The following is a 24590-nucleotide window of genomic DNA, read 5'->3' as shown; positions in this document are numbered from 1 at the left end:
GCCTTTAGTCGTTCTTGACGACGATGGTCGGGAACTTGGCGGACATGTCCTTGGCCTTTTCGGCCACCTTGATCGCCACCTTGCGCGCGATCTCCTTGTACACCTGCGCGACCGGGCCGTCGGGGTCGGCCACCACGGTCGGGCGGCCGGAATCGGTCTGCTCGCGGATCGACAAGGTCAGCGGCAGCTTGCCGAGGAAGTCAACGCCGAAATCGCGGCACATCTTCTCGCCGCCGCCCTCGCCGAAAATGGCCTCGGTATGGCCGCAGTTCGAGCAGATGTGGGTGCTCATGTTCTCCACCACGCCCAGGATCGGGATGCCGACCTTCTCGAACATCTTCAGGCCCTTGCGCGCGTCCAGCAGCGCAATGTCCTGCGGCGTGGTGACGATCACCGCGCCGGTGACGGGCACCTTCTGCGACAAGGTCAGCTGGATGTCGCCGGTCCCGGGCGGCATGTCCACCACCAGGTAGTCGAGGTCCTTCCAGTTGGTCTGGTCCAGCAGCTGCTGCAGCGCCTGCGTGACCATCGGGCCGCGCCAGACCATCGGCTCGTCCGGGTCGATCAGGAAGCCGATCGAGGTGGCCTGCACGCCGTGGTTTTCCAGCGGCTCCATGGTCTTGCCATCCAGCGTTTCCGGGCGGCCGCTGATGCCAAGCATCATCGGCTGCGACGGACCGTAAATGTCCGCGTCCAGCACGCCCACGCTGGCGCCTTCCGCCGCCAGCGCCAGCGCCAGGTTCACGGCCGTGGTCGACTTGCCCACGCCGCCCTTGCCCGAGGCCACGGCGATGATGTTCTTCACGTTAGGCATCACTTTCAGCCCGCGCTGGACTGCGTGCGACAGGATGGTCGAGCCGACCTTGACGTTCACGCTCGATACGCCCGGCAGTCTGGCCAGCGCTTCGGTGACGGACGCCTTGATGGCCGCGTGCTGGCTCTTGGCCGGGTAGCCCAGCTCGATGTCGAGCGCGACGGCGCCACCCTCGACCTTGAGGTTCCTGACCTCCTTGGACGACACGAAATCCTTGCCGGTGTTAGGGTCGATAACGGCGCCCAGGGCTGCCTTGACGTCTTCTGCTGTGATGCTCATGAAAATCTCCGGATGATATTGTCGCGAAGTGTAGCGCAAATCGGCCCCGCCGCCCTTGACCGAATGGCAAAATGCAGCAATGCCCACAGCGCGGAAAGGGCCATCTTGCTGGTAAAATGTTTTTTTCATCTAACCAAATAAGCGTTTCGACCATGACCCGCAAGCTGTTCGTCACCACCGCCCTGCCCTACGCCAACGGCCCCTTCCACATCGGCCACGTGATGGAATACATCCAGGCCGACATCTGGGTGCGGTTCATGCGAATGCAGGGCTGCGAGGTCCACTTCGTGGGCGCGGACGACACCCACGGCACGCCGATCATGATCGCCGCCGAAAAGGAAGGCATCACGCCGCAGGAATTCGTGGCCAAGATCGCGGCCGGCCGCAAGCAGTACCTGGACGGCTTTCACATCGCGTTCGACAACTGGTACTCGACCGACTCGCCGGAAAACGTCGAGCTGTCGCAGTCCATTTACCGCAAGCTGCGCGACGCCGGCCTGATCGAAACCCGCACCGTTGACCGCTTCTTTGACCCGGTCAAGGGCATGTTCCTGGCCGACCGCAACATCAAGGGCGAGTGCCCCAAGTGCCACGCCAAGGACCAGTATGGCGACAACTGCGAGGTGTGCGGCGCCGCCTACGAGCCGACCGAACTGCTCAATCCGTACTCCGTATTTACCGGCTCGACCCCGATCCTGAAACCGTCCGAGCAGTACTTCTTCAAACTGTCCGATCCGCGCTGCTTCCACTTCCTCAAGGACTGGCTCAACACCCCGGGCCGCCTGCAGACCGAGATGGTCAACAAGGTCTCGGAATGGCTGGGCGAGCATGGCGAAAAGCTGGCCGACTGGGACATCTCGCGCGACGCGCCCTACTTCGGCATCCCGATCCCTGACGCGCCGGGCAAGTTCTTCTACGTGTGGCTGGACGCGCCGGTCGGGTATCTCGCCAGCCTGAAGAACTACTTCGGCAAGATCGGCGTGGACTACGAGGCCTTCCTGCGCGACCCGGCCGCCGAGCAGATCCACTTCATCGGCAAGGACATCGTCTCGTTCCACCTGCTGTTCTGGCCGGCGATGCTCAATTTCTCGGGCCACCCGATCATCGACAAGCTCAAGGTCGCGGTGCACGGGCACCTGACCGTCAATTACGAAAAGATGTCCAAGTCGCGCGGCACCGGCATCTCGCCGCTGCGCTACCTCGACCTGAAGATGAACCCGGAGTGGCTGCGCTACTACCTGGCGTTCAAGCTCAATGCCAAGGTTGAGGACCTGGACTTCAACGGCGAGGACTTTGTCGCCCGCGTGAACTCCGACCTGATCGGCAAGTACGTCAACATCGCCAGCCGCTGCGCCGGTTTCATCGCCAAGCGCTTCGACGGCAAGCTGGCCACCACGCTGTCGGACAACGCGAAGCAGTGGATCGCGCGCGCCCTGACCAGCGACGGCGCCGAGCGCCAGGCCAGCATCGCCGCGCTGTTCGAGGCCCGCGAATTCGGCAAGGCCCTGCGCGAAGTGATGGAAGTGGCCGACGTGACCAACCAGTTCGTGGACGAGTACAAGCCGTGGGTGCTGGCCAAGGACCCCGAAAAGACCGCCGAGCTGCACGACGTGTGCACCGCCGCGCTGATCCTGTTCCGCCAGCTGACCATCATGCTGGCGCCGGTGCTGCCCAACGTGGCCGCGCGCGTGACCGAATTCCTGGGCGACGCCCAGCTCACCTGGAACGATACCCGCGGCGCCGCCGTGTACGAGACCATGCTCGGCCGCACCATCGGCGCTTACAGCCACCTGATGCAGCGTGTGGACGCCAAAATGATCGAAGACCTGTTCGACAAGCCGACACCCGCCGCCGAGCCCGCGGCGCCGGCCGCCGAAGCCGCGGCGGCTGGCGGTATCGAGCCGCTGGCCCCGGAAATCAGCATCGACGACTTTGCCAAGGTCGACCTGCGCGTGGCGAAGATCGTCAACTGCGAGCAGGTCGAAGGCTCGGCCAAGCTGCTGCGCCTGACGCTGGACGTGGGCGAAGGCCGCACCCGCAACGTCTTCTCGGGCATCAAATCGGCCTACAAGCCGGAAGACCTGATCGGCAAGCTGACGGTGATGGTGGCCAACCTCGCGCCGCGCAAGATGAAGTTCGGGGTGTCGGAAGGGATGGTGCTGTGCGCCTCGGCGGCGGACGAGAAGGCCGATCCGGGCCTGTACGTGCTCGAGCCGATCGCCGGCGCCAAGCCGGGCATGCGCATTCGCTGATGGAGGACGGGGCGGCGTGCTGCGCTGCCGCCTGCGCCTGCCGGCAGGCGCCTGTATTAACAAAGCGGTATCAATTCGAGCGCGACAATGGGCGTTATAATGCGCTTTTTTGAGAATAACAATCCGGGGCTCCGTACCGCCGCTCCCGGTCTTTCATCCTTTTGAGTGGTAATTAATCTATGACCGAATTGACCTCACTGCGTCATATCCCGCACGCGAACGTCTTCCGCAAGGGCGACGTCTTCGTCCTGTTCGGCGAGCTGTTCGGGCGCGGCTATGTGAACGGCCTGATCGACGAGGCGCGCAAAGCCGGCATGACGATCATCGGTATCACGGTGGGCCGCCGCGACGACAACGGCGTGCTGCGCGCACTGAACGACGAAGAGCTGGCCGAAGCGCAAGAGCGCCTCGGCGGCAAGATCATCAACGTGCCGCTGATGGCAGGCTTCGACATGGACGCCCCCGAGGGCGAACAGAACCCGACCGAACAGCTGTCCGGGGTCACCCTCAAGAACTGGCAGGAAGAGAAGCTGGACTGGTCGCGCATCGAGCGCTGCCGCGAGGCCGGCGTGCGCCGCTTCACCGAATCGGCAAAAACCGTCATGGCCGAAATCGACAAGCTGGTGCCGGAAGGCGCCAACGTCTTCTTCGCCCACACCATGGCCGGCGGCATCCCCAAGATCAAGGCCTTCCTGGCCATCGCCAACCGCATCTACAAAGGCCGCGGCGAGCGCTTCGTGTCCTCGCGCGCGCTGCTCGACAGCGACCTGGGCAAGCTGATCCTGATGAACTTCGACGAGGTCACGGCCAACACGCTCAAGTACCTGATCGACGCATCAAGCCCGATCCGCGAGCGCGTCACCAAGGCCGGCGGCCAGGTCCGCTACAGCGCCTACGGCTACCACGGCACCGAGATCCTGATCGGCGGCCAGTACACCTGGCAGACCTACACCAACTACACCCAGGGCTACGCCAAGATGCGCCTGGAGTCGATCGCGCAGGCGGCGTGGGCGCAGGGCGTGCCGGTCACGGTGTTCAACTGCCCGGAGATCCGCACCAATTCGTCCGACATCTTCGTCGGCGTCGAGCTGCCGCTGTTCCCGCTGCTGCTCGCGCTGAAGAAGGAAGGCGGCACCGCCTGGGCCGACCAGCAGTGGGCCATCTGCCAGGAACGCCTGGAAGACGGCGTGACGCTGCAGTCGGTGCTGGACATGATCGAGCGCTTCAACCAGGACGCGGTCAGCGCCAAGTTCCGCAATTTCGAAGCCTGGCCGATGGATAACACGCCGGAGCTGGCCGACATCGCGATCGGCACCTCGGAAGAGATCACCGCCCTGCACAAGGACAAGAAGACGCTGATCACCGACCACCTGTCGGCGCTGGTGCTGGAAGGCGCCGGCCCGCTGATGTTCCACGGCGCGTCCGAAAAGATCGCGCCGGTGCTGTGGCTGAACCACGACATCATCGCGCGCCAGCTGAACGCGCTGCACAAATAACCCCCGTAGGGTGGGCAGATTCTGCCCACGCGTTCAAACAGGGCATGCGCCGTCTGAACGCGTGGGCGGGAAACCCGCCCACCCTACGACCGACCATCGCATCACAACTGTTTTCGAACCATGGCACTGTTTAAACAACACTCGATGTACGAATCCGATCACACCAAGTTCATCAAGGAGCTCAAGGCCAGGACCCCGGGCATGGACGAGCGCCAGCAGGCCGGCCGCGCCCTGCTGTGGGACAAAGCCCCGATCACGCTGGAGGAACAGCGCCGCATCGCCGAATCGCGCATCCGCCAGCAAGCCTACCCGTACCAGACCAAGGTCTAAGCACCTTCCCGGAGCACAGCCATGCTGCCCGACCAGGCCGCGCTGGACGCGCCGGCCGGCCCCGGCCCAAACGACGGGCTTGAACCCGGCGCCTCGCCCGAGGCGCTGGCGGCAGCCGGTGACGTGGCCGCCGAGGCCATCGCGCGCCTGTACGGCGAGCCTGTGCTCAAGCTGCCGAGCGACCTGTACATCCCGCCCGATGCGCTCGAGGTCTTCCTCGACGCGTTCGAAGGTCCGCTCGACCTGCTGCTGTACCTGATCCGCAAGCAGAACTTCAACATCCTCGACATCCCGATGGCGCAGGTCACCCTGCAGTACCTCGAATACGTCGAGCAGATCCGGCGCAGCAACCTGGAGCTGGCGGCCGAATACCTGCTGATGGCCGCCATGCTCATCGAGATCAAGTCGCGCATGCTGCTGCCGCGCCGCCAGGACGACCTGGTCGAGGACGTCGGCGACGACCCGCGCGCGGAACTGGTGCGGCGCCTGCTGGATTACGAGCAGATGAAAATCGCCGCGCTGGAGCTGAACAAGCTGCCGCAGGAGGGCCGCGACGTGTGGCGCCCTTCCCTGTTCGTCGAGCAGGGCAACACGCCAAGCTGGCCCGACGTCGATCCGTGGGACCTGCAGCGCGCCTGGATGGACGTGATGCGCCGCGCGCGCCTGACCCAGCACCACAAGATCAGCCGCCAGGAACTGTCGGTGCGCGAGCACATGTCGGCGATTTTGCGCACCCTGCAGTCGGAACGCTTCGTCGAGTTCGCCGACCTGTTCGAGGCCGGCGCCGGCGTGCCGGTGGTCGTGGTGCACTTCGTGGCCATGCTCGAACTGGCCAAGGAAACGCTGATCGAAATTACCCAGGCCGAACCGTTCGCGCCTATCTACGTGCGCCTGGCCTATTCGCCGGCCTAGCGCGCCTTCTCACCGCAACACCATCACCATGAAAATCATCTCCACCATTGACGAATTGCGCGACCAGCTGCGCGGCCAACTGCGTACGGCCTTCGTGCCGACCATGGGTAACCTGCACGAGGGCCACCTGTCGCTGATGCGCCTGGCGCGCAAGCATGGCGACCCGGTGGTCGCGTCGATCTTCGTCAACCGCCTGCAGTTCGGCCCCAACGAGGACTTCGAAAAGTACCCGCGCACCTTCCAGGCCGACGTCGAAAAGCTGGAAAAGGAAGGCGTGTACGTGCTGTTCGCGCCGACCGAGAAGGACATGTACCCGGAGCCGCAGGAATACCGCGTGCGTCCGCCGGACGACCTGGGCAACACGCTGGAAGGCGAGTTCCGCCCCGGCTTTTTCACCGGCGTGACCACCGTCGTGCTCAAGCTGTTCTCGTGCGTGCAGCCGCGCGTGGCGGTGTTCGGCAAGAAGGACTACCAGCAGCTAATGATCGTGCGTAACATGGCGCGCCAGTTCGCCCTGCCCACCGAAATCATCGGCGCCGAAACCTTCCGCGCCGAGGACGGCCTGGCGCTGTCCTCGCGCAACAGCTACCTGTCCGAGTCCGAGCGCGCCGAGGCCCCGGTGCTGTATCGCACCCTGCAGTTTGTCGCCGACGAGATGCGTTCCGGTCACCTGGACGTGTTCCAGCTCGAGCACAAGGCAATGGACGACCTGGCCAAACGTGGCTGGAAGCCGGACTACGTGTCGATCCGCAAGCGCATTGACCTGCAGCCGCCTTCGGCCGGCGACCTGGCCCAGGGCACCCCGCTGGTGGTGCTGGCTGCCGCCAAGCTGGGCAATACCCGCCTGATCGACAACCTCGAAATCTGACAAAAAGATTCCCAGAGGTAATACAATTCGGTCAGAATCGTAGGGTGGGCAGATCTTCTGCCCACGCGTTCGGCCGGCTTCGGCACTGCCGCGGAGCCACTCCTTATCGTTGAACGCGTGGGCAGAATCTGCCCACCCTACACGGCTCAATCTTCATCAGGAGGCGACCATGATCGACAGCGAAACCGCCCGCATCGCCACCCGCAAGGGTCCGCCCCGGCAGTCGGACGCGGTCGGCCTGATCGCCGCAACCGACGAGCCGCACGAGATGCGGGACCCGTTCGACATCGGCGAGGTGCTCACCCAACTGGCCGAATCGGGCGAGCCGATCACCATCCACGCGGCGCGTGCGCGCGAGCCGGTCATGGCGCGCATCGAGTCGGTCGATCCGGAACTGCCGCATTTCGTACTTGACCTGGCCGCCGGCGCCACCCTGCCGCGCGACCACAAGCTGGTGCTGGTCGCCTCGCTGGGCAACAACGCCAAGCTGCAGTTCGAGCTGCCGGACGACTGGCACGACCTGTCCGCCACCGGCCAGCTGGTGCAGGCCACCTTCCCCGAGACCTGCCTTGTGCTCAACCGCCGCGCCGAGCGCCGTCACGAGACGCCGGTGGGCGGCAACTACACCGCCACCTTCATCCTGATGAGCCAGAAGCGCGTGCTGCAGCTGTACGACTTCTCGATGGGCGGCGTGGGCATGCGCGCGGCGCCGCAGCAGGCGATGGGCCTAAGGGTGGGCAAGAAGCTCGACGCGGTGCGGCTGGACATCGGCGACGACACGCTGGTGGTGGACCTGGTGATCCGGCTGGCACGGCGCTTTCGCACCTTCCTGCTCGGCGAGCAGGTGCAGATCGGCTGCCAGTTCGTGAACATGACGCCCGAAAAGGAGCAGCGGATGAAGGCGATCATGGAGGCGCACGACGCCGCGCACCGGCGCGCCGGCGTGCACCAGTAGGCACGCCGCGTCCCGCGAAACCGTTTATACCGTTGACTTAAAAACCGTCGTCCCGGCGCAAGCCGGGACGACGGTATAAAGGCTAGTGGAAAAAGCGGCGCAGCCGGCTCTCAAGCCGTCACATTCTGCGCCCACGCCAGCGCCGACAGGTGCGCCTTGTTGACGTCTTCCGGGCTGATCGACAGCGACTGCGCCAGCGACGCCACCAGGTTCGAATTGAGCTCGCAGGCCTCGGCCAGCGCCAGGTAAGGCCCGTACACGCCGCCGCGCGTGAGCAGCGCGCGCACCACCTCGTCCGGCAGCATCACGGTGTCGAGCACTTCCTTCATCGGCAGCCCGAGCAGGCGGTCCAGCAGCGAGAACATGCCCGCCACGAACAGGTTCTCGCCCTCCCCGCGCGCCAGGAACTTCATGCCCAGCAGTTCGCACAGGCGCGCGCGCACCACCGCGGTCTCCATCAGCACCGGCGAGTAGCCGCTGTTGCTGGCCGTGGCCAGGAGCAGCGTCAGCCAGCGGTACAGCGGCGCATAGCCCAGCAGCGTGATCGCCTGGCGCAGCGACTGCACCTCGCGCCCCGCGCCGAAACCGGCCGAGTTAATGAAGCGCAGCAGCTTGTAGATGAGCGCAGGGTCGCGCTTGAGCACCGCTTCCAGGCGCGGGATGTCCTCGTTGTTCTGCACCATCTGCATCAGCTGCAGGATGATGGTCTGGGCCGGGTTCATGCCCTTGACTTCGATGCCCTCGCGCGGGGTCAGGTGCAGCTTGCCGACGAATGCATCCAGCCCCAGCGCCGCGCAGGCGTCGAAGTCGGCCCAGGTGGTCACCGGCCGCCCCACCATGCGCACCGACGACTGCTTGGCCGCCGCGTAGGCACGCGCCTGCGAGCCCACGTCCGCGCCGGTAAAGCGCACCTCGACGTAGGAAGCGATGCGCGACAGGTTCTTGGACAGCAGCGCGGCGTCCGCGCCGCGGATCGACAGGCCCACCCCGCCGGCGCGCAGCGCCTGCATGGCGGTGAGCGTGTCGCGGTTGTTCAGCTCCTGCGCCCGGATGGTCAGGACCGTGTGCTGCGGCGGCAGCGCGTGCAGCGCGTCGGTGGACAGCATGGCCGGCACCGCGTCCAGGAACAGCACCTTCTCGCGCAGCAGCCAGCCATCGTCCTCGTCCACCACGTGCGCGGCGACGAAGCCGACCAGCGACTCGAGGTCGGCCTCGGTCACCTGCTGGCCGTTCTGCTGCCACGACAGCTCGTACCCGATCACGCGCTGCTTGGGATCGAGCAGCGGTTCGCGGACAATGAAGTTAGTCTGGTGCATCGCTTGAAGGAGCTGGTCGCCCGGCGCGAATCAGAAGCCGAGGCTCTCGAGCAGGTCGTCCACCTGCCCCTGGTTGGACACCACCTCGCTGTTGCGCTCGGGGTTGATCTGGGGGCCGTTCAACAGGCCATTGTCCAGGTCGCGCTTGATCTCGGCCGGCGCGAAATCGACCAGCACCTCCACCAACTGCTGCTCCAGGTTCTGCGCGATCGAGGTCACGCGGCCGATCACCTGGCCGGTCAGGTCCTGGAAGTCCTGCGCCATCATGATGTCCATGAGGTGCTTGCGCGTTGCGGCCGCGTCCTCCCTGGCCTGGCCCAGCTGGGCCACGGTCTGCGCGGCCAGCGCGCGCCAGTCGGCCTCGGCCCCGCCGTCGAGCAGCGCCTGCCATTTGCCGGCCAGCTCGCCCGCCTGCGCGTCGATGCGGTCCTGCAGCGGGCTGGCTGCGTCGGTTGCGTTCAGCACGCGTTGGGCGGCCTGTTCCGACAGGCGCGCCACGTAGTCGAGGCGATCGCGCGCGTCGGGAATCTCGCTTGCCGCGCGTTCGATCAGTTTGTCCAGCCCCAGGCCGCGCAGGCTGTCATGCAGCGCGCGCGTCAGGTGGCCGATGCGGCTCAGGACCTCGTCGTTCGAGCCCGAGACGCCGTTTTGCTCACCCATTACGCAGCCTTTTCCAGCTTCTCGAAGATCTTGTTCAGCTTTTCGTCCAGCGTCGCGGCCGTGAACGGCTTGACGACGTAGCCGTTGGCGCCCGCCTGGGCCGCCGCGATGATGTTTTCCTTCTTCGCTTCCGCAGTCACCATCAGCACCGGCAGCTTGGCCAGCGAGGGATCGGCACGGATGTTCTGCAGCATGGTCAGGCCGTCCATGTTCGGCATGTTCCAGTCCGACACCACGAAGTCGAACGGCTCGCTGCGCAGCTTGGCGAGCGCCTGGACGCCGTCTTCGGCCTCGTCGACGTTGGCGTAACCCAGTTCTTTGAGCAGATTCTTCACGATGCGGCGCATCGTCGAGAAATCATCTACCACCAGGAAACGCAATTTGGGATCTGCCATGTAATACTCCGTCGATTCTCTTTACTCAGGTTAGGTGGGGACTTCGGCGCTGCCGGGAAGCAGGCTAAAGGATAGCATTTTTGTTGCCCTCAAGCCATAAATGGCGGGCGAAATGACGCACACGGATCAAACACGCAACGCCCGGCCGCCCTGCGCGGCGAGGTGACCGAGCACCATCCCCGGCAGCGCCGCCAGCGCGCCCACCTCATGGGTGGCGCCGACCGCGATCGCCTCGCGCGGCATGCCGAACACCACGCACGACGCCTCGTCCTGGGCGAAGTTGTAGGCGCCGGCCTGCTTCATCTCGAGCATGCCGGCCGCGCCGTCCTTGCCCATGCCGGTCAGGATCACCCCGACCGCGTTCTTGCCAGCCGCCTGCGCCGCCGAGCGGAACAGCACGTCCACCGACGGCCGGTGCCGGTTCACCGGCGGGCTTTGCTCGATGCGGGTCATGTAGTTCGCGCCCGAGCGCACCAGCATCAGGTGCGAATGGCCCGGTGCGATGTAGGCATGGCCGGGCAGCACGCGCTCGTTGCCGGCGGCCTCGCACACGCTGATCTTGCACAGCGTATCGAGGCGTTTGGCAAACGAGGTGGTGAAGCCTTCCGGCATATGCTGGGTGATCAGGATGCCCGGGCAGTCCGACGGCATCTGCATCAGGAATTCGCGGATCGCCTCGGTGCCGCCGGTGGAAGCGCCGATGATGATCAGCTTTTCCGACGACGTGAGCGGGCTCTTCAAGGCCGGCAGCACCGGCGCCGGCGCGTTCGGATGCAGCGTGCGCGGCTTGATGCGGGCGCGCGCGGCGGCGCGGATCTTGTCGCAAATGATGTCGGTGTACTCGCGCATGCCCGACTGGATCGAGATCTTCGGCTTGGTCACGAAGTCCACCGCGCCCAGTTCCAGCGCGCGCATCGTGATCTCCGAGCCGCGCTCGGTCAGCGACGAAACCATCAGCACCGGCATCGGGCGCAGGCGCATCAGCTTTTCCAGGAAGTCCAGGCCGTCCATCTTCGGCATCTCGACGTCCAGCGTGAGCACGTCCGGGTTGGTGCGCTTGATCAGGTCGCGCGCCACCAGCGGGTCGGGCGCCACGCCCACCACCTCCAGGTCCGGCTGCGAATTGACGATCTCGCTCATCACCGCACGGATCAGCGCCGAATCGTCGACGATCAGCACCTTGGTCTTCATTTCCAGTCCCTTTCAGGTCAGAACAGGTCGATGTCGCCGGCAACCGGCGCGACCTTGAGCCTGCTGGCGTAGTCGGCTTCGCGCCGCGCCAGCGTGTCGTTATGGGTTTGCATCAGCTTCTTGACCAGCACCTTGCCGGTGTGCGGGAAGAAGTACACCTTGCGCGGGTAGATGTCGTTCAGGTCCTCGGCCAGCAGCGGGATTTTCTCGGTCTTGAGGAACTGCGTCACGAACGCGGCGTTGCGCTCGCCCACGTTCATCGCGGTAAAGCCGCGCAGCACCGCGCCGCCGCCGAACACCTTCGCTTCCAGGCTTTCGCGCCGCGCGCCGGCCTTGAGCAGGTCGTTGATCAGGACCTCCATCGCGTACGTCCCGTAGCGCATCGATGCCGACACCGGGCCGTTGTCGCCGCCGTCGGGCAGCATGAAGTGGTTCATGCCGCCCAGGCCCGTGACGCGGTCGCGGATGCAGGCCGCCACGCACGAGCCGAGCACGGTCACGATCAGCATGTCGCGATTGGTGTAGTAGTACTCGCCCGGCAGGATCTTGGCCGCGTCGCAGTCGAAGGTGCGGTCGTAGTACACGTTGGTGGCGAAATTGCTGTTCATGTCCAGGTCCGGCTACGCATGGTTAAGCTCGTACACCGTCTTGCCACGCAGTCGCAGCGCGTCGGACACGTACAAAAAATTTTCCGAGTGGCCGGCAAACAGCAGGCCGCTCGGTTTCATCAGCGGCACGAAGCGCGACAGGATGCCGCGCTGGGTCGCCTTGTCGAAGTAGATCATCACGTTGCGGCAGAAGATCGCGTCGAACGGCCCCTGCAAATGCCAGCTCGCGTCCAGCAGGTTCAGCTGCTTGAAGGTGACCAGCTGGCGCAGCTCGGGGCGCACCCGCACCATGCCCTCGTGGCTGCCCTTGCCGCGCAAGAAAAAGCGGCGCAGCCGTTCGGGCGCCATCTTCTCGATGCGGTCCAGTCCGTAGATGCCTTCGCTCGCGGTGGCCAGCACGTTGGTGTCGATGTCGGTCGCGATCACGTGCGCCGGCGGCGTGAGCGTGTTGAACGCCTCGCACAGCGTCATGGCGATCGAATACGGCTCTTCGCCGGTGGAACTGGCCGCGCACCAGATGTTCAGCTGCCCGCCCTCGCGCGCGCGCACCGCCAGCACGTGCTCGGCCAGCAGCGGGAAATGGTGCGCCTCGCGGAAGAACGAGGTCAGGTTGGTGGTGAGCGCGTTGGTGAACGACTCCCACTCATGGTCCATGCGCCCGGCCTCCAGCTCGTCCAGGTAGGTGTGGAACGCGCCGATGCCGGTGGCGCGCAGGCGCCGCGCCAGGCGGCTGTACACCATCTCCTGCTTGCTGTCGGCCAGCGAAATCCCGGCGCGCTTGTAGATCAGCGCGCGCACCCGCTCGAAGTCGCGGCGCGTGAAGTCGAATTCCTTGGTCGTCTCGTGTGTCTGTTGCGGCACTTTGCCTTACCTTCTTCAATCGGGGCCGCATGCGCCCCTGCCCTGGCCGGCGGGCCAGGGCCAAGCCTTGTGCCTGCCGCCTGCGGCGCTTACGCCGCCAGCTTGTCGATCAATCCCATCTCGCCCGACGACATCAGCTTGTCGATGTCGATCAGGATCAGCATGCGCTCGTCCACCGTGCCCAGGCCCATCAGGTAGTCGGAATTGAAGGCGGTGCCCATTTCCGGGGCCGGCTTGATCTGGTCCGGGGTGAGCGTGGTCACGTCCGACACGCTGTCCACCACCATGCCCATGATGCGCCCGCCGATGTTCAGGATGATCACGACCGTGAACTGGTCGTACACCGGGGTGCCCAGCTTGAACTTGATGCGCATGTCCACCACCGGGATGATGATGCCGCGCAGGTTGATCACGCCTTTGATGAATTCGGGGGCGTTGGCGATGCGGGTGACCGCTTCGTAGCCGCGGATCTCCTGCACCTTCAGGATGTCGATGCCGTATTCCTCGGACCCGAGGGTAAAGGCCAGGAATTCGCTGCCGGCGCCGTCGCGTGCGTGGGCTTCGGCCGACGAGGTGTTGGTGACTGTGGACATGGCTTTCTTCCTTTGATTGACAAGCAGAGAGTTATAAAACGACGGTGTCGTCGGTGAGCTGGCGCGACGAACGCAGCAACGCCGCGACGTCCAGGATCAGCGCCACGCCGCCATCGCCGAGGATGGTGGCGCCGGAGATCCCGGCCACCTTGCGGTAGTTCGATTCCAGATTCTTGACCACGACCTGTTGCTGGCCCACCAGTTCGTCCACGAACAGCGCGGCGCGCCGGCCTTCGGTCTCGAGGATCACGACGATCGCCTCGGACGGGTCGGTGTAACGCGGCTCGATGCCGAACATCTGGTACAGCGGGATCAGGGGCAGGTACTCGCCGCGCACCTTGAGCACGCGGCCCTGGCCGGCGATATCCTTGATGTCCTCGCGCGCCGGCTGCAGCGACTCGACCACGAAGCCCAGCGGCAGGATGTAGATCTCGGAGCCGCAGCGGATCGACATGCCGTCCAGGATCGCCAGCGTGAGCGGCAGCGAGATCGAGATGGTGGTGCCGAAGCCCTTGGCCGAGCGGATGTCCACCACCCCGCCCATCGCGGTGATGTTGCGCTTGACGACGTCCATGCCGACCCCGCGGCCGGACACGTCGGTCACGATTTCGGCGGTCGAGAAGCCCGGCGCGAAGATCAGCTGCCAGACGTCGGCGTCGCTCATCGTGTCCGACACCTCCAGCCCGTTGGCCTTGGCCTTGGCCAGGATCTTCTCGCGGTTCAGGCCCGCGCCGTCGTCGGCGACCTCGATCACGATGTTGCCGCCCTGCTGGCCGGCCGACAGGAACAGGCGCCCGGCGTCGGTCTTGCCGGCGTCGCGGCGCGCTTGCGGCAGCTCGATGCCGTGGTCGATGCTGTTCCTGACCAGGTGCGTGAGCGGATCGACGATGCGCTCGATCAGGCCCTTGTCCAGCTCCGTGGCCGCGCCGTGCGTGATGAAATCGACCTTCTTGCCAAGCTTGCTGGCCAGGTCGCGCACCATGCGCGGGAAGCGCGAGAACACGAAGTCCATCGGCATCATCCGGATCGACATCACCGCTTCCTGCAGGTCGCGCGTGTTGCGGGTCAGCTGCCCCACCGAGGCCAGCAGGCGCTCGTGCAGCATCGGATCCAGGGTCGAGGTGCGCTGCTCGATCATCGCCTGGGTGATGACCAGTTCGCCCACCAGGTTGATCAGCTGGTCCACCTTCTCGACCGAGACCCGGATCGAGGACGACTCGGCGTGCGCGTGCGCGGCCTTGTCATCCTTTTTGGCGGCGGCCTTCTTCTCGGCCGCGACCTCGGAAACCTCGATCGGTTCGGGCAGGGTGCTGGCGGCGCGCTGGGGTTCCTCGGACTTGATGCCCGCTTGCGCGCGGATCACCTCGATCGGCTGGAAGAACCCGTAGCCGCGCTCGTCGTCGGACAGCTCGGCCTGCACCTGCTCGACCTCGTCGCTGGGGTCGAAGAAGCCGTAGCCCTGCGCGTTCTCGATGCGCGCGCGCTCTTCCTGCTCGATGCGGCGCTGCTCGGGGGTGAGCGGCGGCGCCTCGAACACCTTCAGGTCTTCCGGTTCGAGCACGAACGAGCAGATCGCGATGATGTCGTCCAGGCTTTCGCGGGTGGTGATGACGAGCGCGCTGCGGCCGCCCTCGATCGGGGTCACCTGGACCCGGCCCAGCAGGCCCAGCTCGTCCACCAGCGCGTTCACGTCGCGCTGCGGCACCTCGGGCAGTTCGATCTTGTAGCGGTGCGCGCCCTCGACCTGGTGCTGCTCCACCTTGGCTTCGGCGTGCAGGAACGACGGCGTGACGTGGTGGTTCGAGCCGGGCACGACGCCGTCGGCCAGGTCGTGCAGCACCATGCGCACGTTGGCCACCTGCTCCTGGTCCACCTCGCCGCCGCTCTTGTGCCCGTCCAGCATCATCTTGAGCGTGTCCTTGGCGGCCAGGAAGGCGTCCACGTGCTGCGCGGTGAGCGTCATCTCGCCCTTGCGGATGCGGTCCAGCAGCGACTCGAGCACGTGCGTCACTTCGCTCATGTCGTTCAGGCCGAAGGTGGCCGCGCCGCCCTTGACCGAGTGCGCCGTGCGGAAGATCGCGTTCAGGTCTTCGGCGTCCGGCGCCTCGACATCGACGCCCAGCAGCAATCGCTCCATTTCGGCGAGCAGCTCTTCGGCCTCGTCGAAGAAGACCTGGTAAAACTGGCTGATGTCGATGGTCATGATACGTCCGTGTGTATGGCCCGCCGCACGGCTAGCCAATGACTTTCTTGACCACCTCGATCAGGCGTTGCGGGTCGAACGGCTTGACCAGCCAGCCATTGGCGCCGGCGGCGCGGCCCTTGGATTTCATCTCGTCGGACGATTCGGTGGTCAGCATCAGGATCGGCGTCTTCTGGTAGGCCGGCAGGCCACGCAGCATCTTGATCAGCGACAGGCCGTCCATGCGCGGCATGTTCTGGTCGGTCAGCACCAGGTCCACGGCCTGCTGCTTGGCCTTGTCCAGGCCGTCCTGGCCATCGACCGCCTCCACCACCTGGTAGCCCGCCGCCTTCAGCGAGAACGCCACCATCTGGCGCAGCGAGCTGGAGTCGTCGACCGCGAGAATTGTTTTTGCCATGTTTGCTCCTGATTCTTCTGTTACTTCTGTTGTGTCGCGCGCCTTCAGAACAGCTCGATGTCGCCGCTTTCCATGTGCTTCTGCTCGACCGACTTGCGCAGCACGCTGCGCAGTTCGAGCGACTGGATTGCGAGCGCCGTGCTGACCTTGCCGAGACGGTCGACGATCTCTTCGTGGCCGCTCTCCGGCACGATCCCGGCGCCATGCGCGCCCAGCGTACCGAGGAATTCCGACAGCCCGATGACACGCCGGATGCTGCGTTCGATCAGCTGGCCGGTCATGTCCTGGAACTGCATGCTGGTCACGGCCAGGTTCACGTGCTGGCCGATTTCGTCGGACATGCGCGCGAGCGCGCCGCGCTCTTCCTCGGACAACTGCTCGCCCGCCAGCAGGCGGTCCACCAAAGCCTGGCGCGCGCTGACCGCGCCGTGGATCGCGAGGAAGGCGGCGGTCAGCTTGTCGATCGCCTCCTCCAGCAGCAGCTCGGTCTGCAGCAGGTCGGTCTCGACCTCGGCCAGGTGCCGGCGGCCGTGGTCCGACACGCCCGACAGCAGGCGCTTCACGTGCGATCCCAAAATTTTCTTCCTGGTCGTCATCCGGGTCTCCTCCGGCTTATTTCTTCGCTGCCGGCGCGGCCACGGCGGCAGCCGCCGCCACCTGGCCCGCCTCCTGCACCGGCACTTCGAGCTTGCCGGCGTCACGCATGATCGCCTCCTCGGTGCGCTTGTTCAGCACGATGATGCTGATGCGGCGGTTGATCGGGTCGAACGGGTCCTGGCGGTTCAGCGGCGCGGCCGACGCCAGCCCCACCACGCGCAGCACCTTGTCGTCCTTCATCCCGCCGATCACCAGCTCGCGGCGCGAGGCGTTGGCGCGGTCGGCCGACAATTCCCAGTTGCTGTAGCCGGTTTCCATCATGTACGGGGTGGCGTCGGTGTGGCCGGACAGGCCGATCTTGTTGGGCACGTCGTTGAGCACGGCGCCGATGGTGCGCAGGATCTCGCGCGTGTACGGCTCCAGCTCGGCTTTGGCCAGCTGGAACATCGGACGGTTCTTCTCGTCCACCACCTGGATCCGCAGGCCCTCGCTGGTGATGTCCAGCAGCAGCTGGTTCTTGAACTTCTTCAGCGCCGGGTTGGTCTCGATGGTCATCTCGATGCGGCCCTTGAGCGACTGCAGGCGTCCGTTCTCCTCGCGCTCGAGCGCGGCCTTGGCCGCGGCCAGGTCGTAGGTCTTCTTGTCGGCCGGGACGTCGCCACGCTTGACCTGGCCGTCGCGCTTGGTCAGGTCCTTGCCGCCGCCCTGCAGGATCGACGAGCTGTCGCCGCTGCCCGAGCCGCCCGACATGGCCACCTTGAGCGGCGTCTTGAAGTACTGCGCAATGCCTTCAAGGTCGCCCTTGGTGGTCGAGCCAATCAGCCACATGAGCAGGAAGAACGCCATCATCGCGGTCACGAAGTCGGCGTACGCGATCTTCCAAGCGCCGCCGTGGTGGCCGCCGTGGCCCTTCTTCACGCGCTTGACGATGATCGGCCGCAGTCCCTCATCGGCCATGTGCCCTCCGCAGGATCATGTAGTTCACGCTGCCGCCCTTACTTGGCCTTGGCCTTCTTGATGTGCTCTTCCAGCTCGGCGAAGGTCGGGCGCTCGGTCGAGTACAGCACCTTGCGGCCGAATTCCACCGCCAGCGCCGGCGCGTAGCCGTTCAGGCTTGCCAGCAGCGTCACCTTCACGCAGTGCAGCATCTTGGACGACTCTTCCAGCTTCTGCTCGAGCAGGCTGCCGAGCGGGCCGACGAAGCCATAGGCCAGCAGGATGCCGAGGAAGGTGCCGACCAGCGCCTTGGCGATCAGGATGCCCAGCTCGGCCGGCGGTATGCCCACCGATTCCATCGTGTGCACCACGCCCATCACCGCGGCCACGATACCGAACGCCGGCAGGCCGTCGCCCAGCTTGGTGAGCGCGGTGGCCGGCACCAGGCCTTCGTGGTGGTGGGTGTCGATCTCGTTGTCCATCAGGTTCTCGATCTGGAACGCGTCCATGTTCCCCGAGACCATCAGGCGCAGGTAGTCGGTCATGAATTCGATGACATGGTGGTCGGCCAGCACCGCCGGGTACTTGGAGAACAGCGGGCTCTCGGCCGGCGCCTCGATGTCGCCCTCGATCGACATCAGGCCTTCCTTGCGCACCTTGGACAGCACGTCGAACAGCAGCGACATCAGCTCCATGTACAGCTCGCGGGTGTAGCGCGAGCCCTGGAAGATGGCCGGGAGCGCCTTCAGGGTCGCCTTGACGGTCTTGCCGTTATTGCCGACGAAGAAGGCACCGAGGGCCGCGCCGCCGATCATCAGCAGTTCCACCGGCTGGAACAGCGCGGCGAGGTGGCCACCCTCGATCACGAAGCCGCCGAACACCGCGCCCAGCACGATGACGTATCCGATAATGACTAACAAGTGCCCTTGCTCCCGCTACGCATTGTTTTCCCGTTCTGATGCCGGAAATTGTATTGAATTCAAAAAATATTTACGGTAGGGAAATACAATAGCTTGAGAAAGGCTTCCCGGCAAGCAAAACTGGCCGGGATGTCGCCTAAAAGTGCCATATGTAAAGCTTTTCCTACCCCTCTCTTGACAGCCTTCAATCCGCCTCGCCTTCAACCGCCAGCAGTTCGCTGTACGGCGCCGGGGGCAGGTGCATCATGAAGAAGCGGTCCACGGCCAGCTGCTCGCGCGCGACCGCCTGCACCAGCTCGCTCACCGGCTGGGCTGCGGTGTAACTGCCGTCCTGCCGCTTCTGGAACGGGTCGCTGCCGTACAGCAGGCGATGCTGCGGAAAATACGCCATCATCTGGCGCTCGGTGGTCGCCCCCATGATCGGGTACAGCTCGACCCGGTTGGGGCCGGAGCCGATCACGGTCTTGCCGCGCACCCAGTGCAGCTCGGGTTTGCGCGGCGCGCGCTGCAGGCTGTCCGGCTGCCGGGTGTGCGGGGCGGCCAGGGTGCGGCGCACGATCGGCTCGGACAGGCCGAGCGCGTAGATCGGGATGCCGCGCGCGGCATACTCGCGAATGCCGGCCAGGTGCGGCCATGAATCGGAGGTGCTGACCACCGCCTTGACGCGCTTGCCGGGATAGCGGCGCGCCGCCTCGTCCAGCACCTGCTTCGAGTAGTTCGACGAAATCGGCGCCTCGATCACGACCAGGCCGTCGCCCTGGTCGACGATCGCCACGTCCCACGACGCTTCGATCTGCACGATGCCGGGCACAATCTCGGTGCGCTTTGCGCCCAGCGGCGTGGTGTCCGGCCCCGGCGCCGGCGCCTGGGGCTTGTAGCGCGCCGCCACGGCCTCGGGAATCGTGGTCAGCGCCGGGTCGAACGGCGCATCCACCTTCAGCTTGCGCAGCATCAGCGTGCGGTCAGCCATGCCGTTGAGCTGGTAGTCCCATTGCATCGGGTAGCGCAAGCCGCTCTTGTCCAGCCGCCAGAAGGTCCAGGTGACACGCTGCGTGGCGTCGCCAATGAAGGCGCCGTAGGCCGTGTGCGCCAGCGGCCCCGCGTAGTCCACGGCAAACGGCAGGTGGGTGTACTGGTTCAGGTAGATGCGCACCGGAGCGCCGTCGAGGGTGAACGCGAGCACCTGGTGCGGCACGCCGTGCATGACCTGACTGGCCTCCAGGTGCGTGTCGGCGGCGTCGAGGGCGGAAAGAAGAACCCGCTCCGGACTCAGCGCCATCGATTCGCCGGCGCGCTTCACGTCCGCGCTGTTGCCGGGAACCTGGTTGGCGCCGAACGCGTTCATGGCCACGTCACCGGAAACAACCAGGCTGGTGTTCCATTGCTGGGCCGGCGGCACGGCCATCTTCACATCGCGCCGCAGCGCCTTGTATTCGTGATCATGCAGCTCCGTGATATCGAGGAAGGCCACCAGCCACGGACCTTCCGGGCGCTCCGATTGCTCGAGCATGTTGCGGTAGCCGGACGACTCGAAGGCCACGGTCTTTACCGCGCGCAGCTTCTGCGCGCCGCCCTGGGCTTCGAGCGCCTGCTTCAGCACCGCGGTGCTGGCGGCATCGGCCGCATACAAAGGGGAAGCGGCGGCCATGGCCGCAAGCGCGACAAACTGACGAAGTTTCATGCTTTTCCTTGTTATTGAGACACAGCCGCAAGAATAGCGATTAGTTACTGACCGTCAATCTGTTTAAAACACCATATGTATAGCTCGCGCGCGCTGCCCTGCGGGACCAGCACCCGGTCCGGCGCCTGTCCGGCGATCGCGAACTCGTAGCTGGCCAGCACACTGCCAGGCCGCATCTCGCGCCGCGCCTTGCGCCACAAGCCATCCATCGCGGCAGGCGACAGGTAGGCATACACCAGGTCGTAGTCGCCAAAGTCGAGGCGCTCGTAGTCGCCGCGCAGGAAGCGCGCGCGGCTGCCGGACAGCAGCGCGCGCAGGCGGCTCGCCAGCCACGGCAGCGGCGCCAGCTCGATGCCCTCGACCCGCGCATCGGGCCGCGCGCGCGCCAGCGCCAGCGCCAGGCCGCCCAGGCCACTGCCGATGTCGATGACGCGCGGCGCCTCGCGCCCGGCCAGCAGCGCCAGCACCTCGGCGCGTACCGCCCTGCCCGACGGGTAATAAGGCACCTGGGTGCGGAAGGTGGACCAGAAAACGAGCAGCAGCACCACGAAGCCGGCCAGGAACACGGCGGGCGGCAGCGCCAGCGCCTGCGCCAGCAGCACGGCCACCGGGAACAGGAACTGAATCAGGCCCCACCAGCGCGCCATGCCGGCGCGCGCGGTCACGATGGCGGCGAACCCGCCTTGCAGCAGTGCCGCATGCCAGTAGCCGGGAGCGGCGCCCATGCGCGCGAGCACGAACAGCGCCGCGAGCGTGGGCAGAAAGCAGGCACACTGGATCAGCAGCGCACGCAGCGCCGGAATGGACAGCAGGCGACGCGGGGCGGATCGTTCGCCCCGCGGTGGGGATGCAGGAATCACGCCGCGCCCAGCGCCGCGGCTTCCTTGGATTTGCGGGTCTTGCCGGCGCGCGAAGGCACGTGGCACAGGCCGCATTGGTAATCTTTGTTCAGGTCCAGCGCATTGACCACGAACTTGCCCTTGCAGGTGCTGCAGGGGGCCAGCGTGAGCATCTCGCTCTGAAAGAAGCGCACCAGCGTCCAGGCGCGGGTCAGCGAGAGCTGCGGCTCCTCGCCCGCTTCCGGCGGCATCTGTTCCAGGTACAGCTTGTAGGCCTTCATCACCGCCTGGATGCCGGTGGCGCCCGCGTGATCGACCAGGAATTTGTAGATATTGATGAACAGCGAGGAGTGGATGTTCGGCTGCCAGGTCAGGAACCAGTCGGTCGAGAACGGCAGCATGCCCTTCGGCGGCGACACGCCCTTCAGTTCCTTGTACAACTTGAGCAGGCGTTCGCGCGACAGCGACACTTCGCTCTCGAGCAGTTGCAGGCGCGCGCCCAGCTGGATCAACTCGATCGCGAGCTGGATCTCCTGCGCTTCCGACACGACGCTTTTCTTGCTCATTGCAGGCTCCGTAACGAGGATGACTTAAGTGATGGCTTAAGCGATTTCCTCGACCGGCTGGCCGGCCATCAGGATGGCGGCGTGCGACTGGGCCAGCGCGCGATCCTTGTTGTAGTTGGTGAGCATGGACAGGATAGCGCTGTCGTCGAAGCGGAAGCGCGCCAGCATCATGTTGCCGCCAGCCAGCTTCAGGATCTGGGCATTGCTCATGCCTTCGATCAGGTCGGCGATGTCGGCCGAGATACCCAGGCGGAAGATCGCGGTGACCTTGTCGGCGCGGATCATTTGCTGGGCAAGCATCAGGTAGCTCAGGTTCGCGTCGCGAATTTCAGCCATCATGTCGTTCGCAGTCATTGTTCTCTCCGGTATCCGTGTTGGTCTGGCGTTCTTGGTGTTGCCAGTGAGATACATTCTGACTGTGTGGAAACTTTTGGGCTATAGGCTGCGGTCTGTATTTTTCGTCCGGCAAAGACGAAGAAGACCCGTAGGAGTTTGTCTGACAAACCCTGCCGGATCGTGGTCGCGCCCCTATGAAAAGGGACGGAAAACGAGTGTGCGCAACACGGCGGAATGGACTTCCCGGGCCGTCCTGCGATCGCTGAATTTTTTGATTTACGTCAAATTTTTGACCAACTTGAGTGTTGCGCCAAAAAATTTTTCGTCACCCTTGGGGCGTCTTGCTGAGGTAAACGGTCCCGTGTCCGGGAACTTTAGGGGTCTTTTGAAAATTTATTGGTGACCCTTTGGTGTGCGGCGAGCGTACCTGGACGAGAGAGTCTTTTGAATAATTGTAGGTGACTCTGCAACTGCGCCGTGTTGACGTCCCTTTCCGGGGCATCTGGGATCATTTACGGCACCAGTTTCGGGAACTTTAGGGTTTTTTTAAAAAATTTTTGAAAATTTTTTTGTTCCTTTGTTTTCAACGACTTAGCCGAGCCGCTTGCCTCTGCCCGGCGGTTTCTTGCTACACTTGCATCCCACAAGCCGGATTGTTGAGGCTTCAAGCATCCACACAAAGGATCCTGCATGCACACACCTCCCCTGTGGGACATCAGCCCGACGATCTCGGCTGATCTCCCGGTCTGGCCCGGCGACACCCGGTTCGCGGCCAGCGCCACCTGGGAAATCGGCAACGGCTGCCCGGTGCACGTCAGCCGCATGACGATGACCACGCACCTGGGTGCGCACACCGACGCGCCCTCGCACTACGATCCGGCCGGGCTGGCGATCGATGCGGTGGGCCTGGCGCCCTACATTGGCCCGTGCCGCGTCATCCACTGCATCGGCGTGACGCGCGTGGAGCCCGCGCACGTGGCGCCCTGGCTTGAGGCCATGCCGCCGCGCGTGCTGCTGCGCACCTACGACAAAGCGCCGCAGCGCCACTGGGACGAACGCTTTGCGGCCATCGCACCGGCCACCATCGCGCTGCTCGCCGCGCACGGCGTGGCGCTGATCGGCACGGACGCGGCCTCGCTCGACCCGCAGGACTCCAAGACGCTGGACGCCCACCACGCGGTGCGCACGCACGGCATGGCGATTCTGGAAGGTGTGGTGCTCGACGAGATCGCGCCAGGCGACTACGAGCTCATCGCCCTGCCCCTGAAACTGGCCGGCATGGACGCGAGCCCGGTGCGCGCGATCCTGCGCCCCCTTGCATCGAAAGACACGGCATGACCACGACCACCCGCGAAGACTGCCTGGCGCGCGACCGCGCCGACCCGCTCGCGCCGCTGCGCGATGCATTCGACCTGCCGGAGGGCGTGATCTACCTGGACGGCAATTCGCTTGGCGCCCGCCCGCGTGCCGCGCTCGAGCGCGCCGCAGCTGTGGTGGCGCGCGAATGGGGCCAGGACCTGATCCGCAGCTGGAATACGGCCGGCTGGTTCGAGATGCCGGCGCGCCTGGGCGACCGGCTGGCCCCGCTGGTCGGCGCACGGCAAGGCGAAGTGGTCGTCACCGACACCACCTCGCTGAACCTGTTCAAGGTGCTGGCCAGCGCGCTTGCAATGCAGGAGCGGGCGGACCCGCAGCGCCGCGTGATCGTCACCGAGCGCTCCAACTTCCCGACCGATATCTACATGGCCGAAGGCTTGGCCGCGTGGCTCGACCGCGGCTACCGCCTGCTGCTGGTGGATTCGCCAGACGAGCTCCCGGCCGCGATCGGCGCCGACTGCGCGGTGCTCATGCTCACGCACGTGAACTACCGCACCGGCTACCAGCACGACATGGCGGCGCTCACGCGCCTTGCGCACGAGCGCGGCACGCTGGCGGTCTGGGACCTGGCCCACTCGGCCGGTGCGGTGCCGGTGGACCTGCACGCCGCCAACGCCGACTTTGCAGTGGGCTGCACCTACAAATACCTCAACGGCGGCCCTGGCGCCCCCGCGTTCGCCTGGGTGCCGCAGCGCCACCAGGCAGCATTCTCGCACCCGCTGTCGGGCTGGTGGAGCCATGCGTCGCCGTTTGCGATGGCGCCCAGCTTTGCGCCTGGCCAAGGCATCAGGCGCGCGCTGTGCGGCACGCAGCCGGTGGTCTCGCTGGCCCTGGTCGAATGCGGGCTCGAGATCTTCGAGCGCACCAGCATGGAGGCGCTGCGCGCCAAATCGCTCGCGCTCACCGACCTGTTCATCGACCTGGTCGAAGCGCGCTGCGCGGGCCACCCTTTGGAGCTGGTCACCCCGCGCGCGCACGACCGGCGCGGCAGCCAGGTCAGCTTCACGCACCCGCACGGCTACGCGGTGATGCAGTCCCTGATCGCGCGCGGCGTGATCGGCGACTACCGCGAGCCGCGCATCATGCGCTTCGGCTTTACCCCGCTGTACACCCGCTTTGCCGACGTATGGGACGCGGTCGCGATACTGAAGGACATCCTCGACCGCGAAGACTACGACATCACCGCCGCGCGCGGCGCCGTCACCTGA

25 protein-coding genes are annotated in these 24590 nt (G+C 65.4%); 8 read left to right on the top strand and 17 right to left on the bottom strand.

Annotation, left to right across the window (positions count from 1 at the left end; translation table 11 throughout):
• Window positions 1-4: 4 nt before the first annotated feature.
• A complete protein-coding gene (apbC, locus tag NX773_RS05220; protein ID WP_258855278.1) occupies window positions 5-1093 on the bottom strand; it encodes an iron-sulfur cluster carrier protein ApbC in 1089 nt (362 codons plus the stop codon).
• 152 nt (window positions 1094-1245) lie between these two features.
• Here apbC and metG point away from each other — a divergent pair, with 152 nt between their 5' ends.
• The 6 genes from metG to NX773_RS05190 all read left to right on the top strand — a co-directional run bounded on the left by metG (window position 1246) and on the right by NX773_RS05190 (window position 7906).
• Window positions 1246-3345 carry a methionine--tRNA ligase gene (metG, locus tag NX773_RS05215; protein WP_258855277.1) on the top strand — a complete coding sequence of 700 codons (2100 nt, stop codon included), beginning with the start codon at window positions 1246-1248 and terminating at the stop codon, window positions 3343-3345.
• 179 nt (window positions 3346-3524) lie between these two features.
• Complete coding sequence (locus NX773_RS05210) at window positions 3525-4841, top strand: enoyl ACP reductase FabMG family protein (protein ID WP_258855276.1); 1317 nt, start codon at window positions 3525-3527, stop codon at window positions 4839-4841.
• 120 nt (window positions 4842-4961) lie between these two features.
• The gene (locus NX773_RS05205; RefSeq protein ID WP_258855275.1) at window positions 4962-5171 is read left to right on the top strand and encodes a DUF3460 family protein; all 210 of its coding nucleotides are present in this window, start codon (window positions 4962-4964) and stop codon (window positions 5169-5171) included.
• Between the two features lie 21 nt (window positions 5172-5192).
• Window positions 5193-6083, top strand: a complete 891-nt coding sequence (locus NX773_RS05200) for a segregation and condensation protein A (protein ID WP_258855274.1) — start codon at window positions 5193-5195, stop codon at window positions 6081-6083.
• Between the two features lie 28 nt (window positions 6084-6111).
• On the top strand, window positions 6112-6951 hold the full coding sequence (gene panC / locus NX773_RS05195) for a pantoate--beta-alanine ligase (RefSeq protein ID WP_258855273.1): 840 nt from the start codon (window positions 6112-6114) through the stop codon (window positions 6949-6951).
• 169 nt (window positions 6952-7120) lie between these two features.
• Window positions 7121-7906, top strand: coding sequence for a flagellar regulator YcgR PilZN domain-containing protein (locus tag NX773_RS05190; protein WP_258855272.1), 786 nt, complete (start codon window positions 7121-7123; stop codon window positions 7904-7906).
• A 110-nt stretch (window positions 7907-8016) separates the two neighbouring features.
• Here NX773_RS05190 and NX773_RS05185 read toward each other — a convergent pair whose 3' ends face one another.
• The 16 genes from NX773_RS05185 to flhD all read right to left on the bottom strand — a co-directional run bounded on the left by NX773_RS05185 (window position 8017) and on the right by flhD (window position 22023).
• Window positions 8017-9222 (bottom strand): EAL and HDOD domain-containing protein, encoded by a 1206-nt coding sequence (locus tag NX773_RS05185; RefSeq protein ID WP_258855271.1) that lies wholly within the window; start codon window positions 9220-9222, stop codon window positions 8017-8019.
• 30 nt (window positions 9223-9252) lie between these two features.
• The gene (cheZ, locus tag NX773_RS05180) at window positions 9253-9882 is read right to left on the bottom strand and encodes a protein phosphatase CheZ (protein WP_258855270.1); all 630 of its coding nucleotides are present in this window, start codon (window positions 9880-9882) and stop codon (window positions 9253-9255) included.
• Window positions 9882-10277, bottom strand: a complete 396-nt coding sequence (cheY, locus tag NX773_RS05175; protein ID WP_258855269.1) for a chemotaxis response regulator CheY — start codon at window positions 10275-10277, stop codon at window positions 9882-9884. The genes cheZ and cheY overlap by 1 nt, the downstream gene beginning before the upstream one ends.
• Window positions 10278-10403: 126 nt before the next feature.
• Window positions 10404-11468: a protein-glutamate methylesterase/protein-glutamine glutaminase gene (locus NX773_RS05170; protein ID WP_258855268.1), complete on the bottom strand. Its 1065-nt coding sequence runs from the start codon at window positions 11466-11468 to the stop codon at window positions 10404-10406.
• Window positions 11469-11485: 17 nt separating this feature from the next.
• On the bottom strand, window positions 11486-12076 hold the full coding sequence (cheD, locus tag NX773_RS05165) for a chemoreceptor glutamine deamidase CheD (protein WP_258855267.1): 591 nt from the start codon (window positions 12074-12076) through the stop codon (window positions 11486-11488).
• Window positions 12077-12088: 12 nt separating this feature from the next.
• Window positions 12089-12937, bottom strand: a complete 849-nt coding sequence (locus NX773_RS05160) for a CheR family methyltransferase (RefSeq protein ID WP_258855266.1) — start codon at window positions 12935-12937, stop codon at window positions 12089-12091.
• 89 nt (window positions 12938-13026) lie between these two features.
• The gene (locus NX773_RS05155) at window positions 13027-13530 is read right to left on the bottom strand and encodes a chemotaxis protein CheW (RefSeq protein WP_258820628.1); all 504 of its coding nucleotides are present in this window, start codon (window positions 13528-13530) and stop codon (window positions 13027-13029) included.
• Window positions 13531-13561: 31 nt separating this feature from the next.
• Window positions 13562-15733 (bottom strand): chemotaxis protein CheA, encoded by a 2172-nt coding sequence (cheA, locus tag NX773_RS05150; RefSeq protein ID WP_258855265.1) that lies wholly within the window; start codon window positions 15731-15733, stop codon window positions 13562-13564.
• A gap of 31 nt (window positions 15734-15764) precedes the next feature.
• Window positions 15765-16130, bottom strand: a complete 366-nt coding sequence (locus tag NX773_RS05145) for a response regulator (RefSeq protein ID WP_258820630.1) — start codon at window positions 16128-16130, stop codon at window positions 15765-15767.
• Between the two features lie 44 nt (window positions 16131-16174).
• Window positions 16175-16726, bottom strand: coding sequence for a chemotaxis protein (locus tag NX773_RS05140; RefSeq protein WP_258855264.1), 552 nt, complete (start codon window positions 16724-16726; stop codon window positions 16175-16177).
• A 16-nt stretch (window positions 16727-16742) separates the two neighbouring features.
• A complete protein-coding gene (gene motB, locus NX773_RS05135; RefSeq protein ID WP_258855263.1) occupies window positions 16743-17684 on the bottom strand; it encodes a flagellar motor protein MotB in 942 nt (313 codons plus the stop codon).
• 38 nt (window positions 17685-17722) lie between these two features.
• Window positions 17723-18583: a flagellar motor stator protein MotA gene (motA, locus tag NX773_RS05130; protein ID WP_258855262.1), complete on the bottom strand. Its 861-nt coding sequence runs from the start codon at window positions 18581-18583 to the stop codon at window positions 17723-17725.
• 184 nt (window positions 18584-18767) lie between these two features.
• Window positions 18768-20264 carry an MBL fold metallo-hydrolase gene (locus NX773_RS05125; protein ID WP_258855261.1) on the bottom strand — a complete coding sequence of 499 codons (1497 nt, stop codon included), beginning with the start codon at window positions 20262-20264 and terminating at the stop codon, window positions 18768-18770.
• 44 nt (window positions 20265-20308) lie between these two features.
• A complete protein-coding gene (locus NX773_RS05120) occupies window positions 20309-21124 on the bottom strand; it encodes a methyltransferase domain-containing protein (protein WP_258855260.1) in 816 nt (271 codons plus the stop codon).
• Complete coding sequence (flhC, locus tag NX773_RS05115) at window positions 21121-21669, bottom strand: flagellar transcriptional regulator FlhC (RefSeq protein WP_258820636.1); 549 nt, start codon at window positions 21667-21669, stop codon at window positions 21121-21123. Before flhC ends, NX773_RS05120 begins: the two co-directional genes overlap by 4 nt.
• A 36-nt stretch (window positions 21670-21705) precedes the next feature.
• On the bottom strand, window positions 21706-22023 hold the full coding sequence (flhD, locus tag NX773_RS05110) for a flagellar transcriptional regulator FlhD (RefSeq protein WP_258820637.1): 318 nt from the start codon (window positions 22021-22023) through the stop codon (window positions 21706-21708).
• 672 nt (window positions 22024-22695) lie between these two features.
• Between flhD and kynB the strand changes: the two genes are divergently transcribed.
• Window positions 22696-23343, top strand: a complete 648-nt coding sequence (gene kynB, locus NX773_RS05105) for an arylformamidase (protein ID WP_258855259.1) — start codon at window positions 22696-22698, stop codon at window positions 23341-23343.
• The gene (gene kynU / locus NX773_RS05100) at window positions 23340-24590 is read left to right on the top strand and encodes a kynureninase (protein WP_258855258.1); all 1251 of its coding nucleotides are present in this window, start codon (window positions 23340-23342) and stop codon (window positions 24588-24590) included. Before kynB ends, kynU begins: the two co-directional genes overlap by 4 nt.

Source organism: Massilia solisilvae (genome assembly GCF_024753215.1).
GTDB lineage: Bacteria > Pseudomonadota > Gammaproteobacteria > Burkholderiales > Burkholderiaceae_D > Telluria > Telluria solisilvae.
The sequence above is the reverse complement of the archived record's forward strand: the minus strand, read 5'-3'. Positions and strand labels throughout refer to the sequence as shown.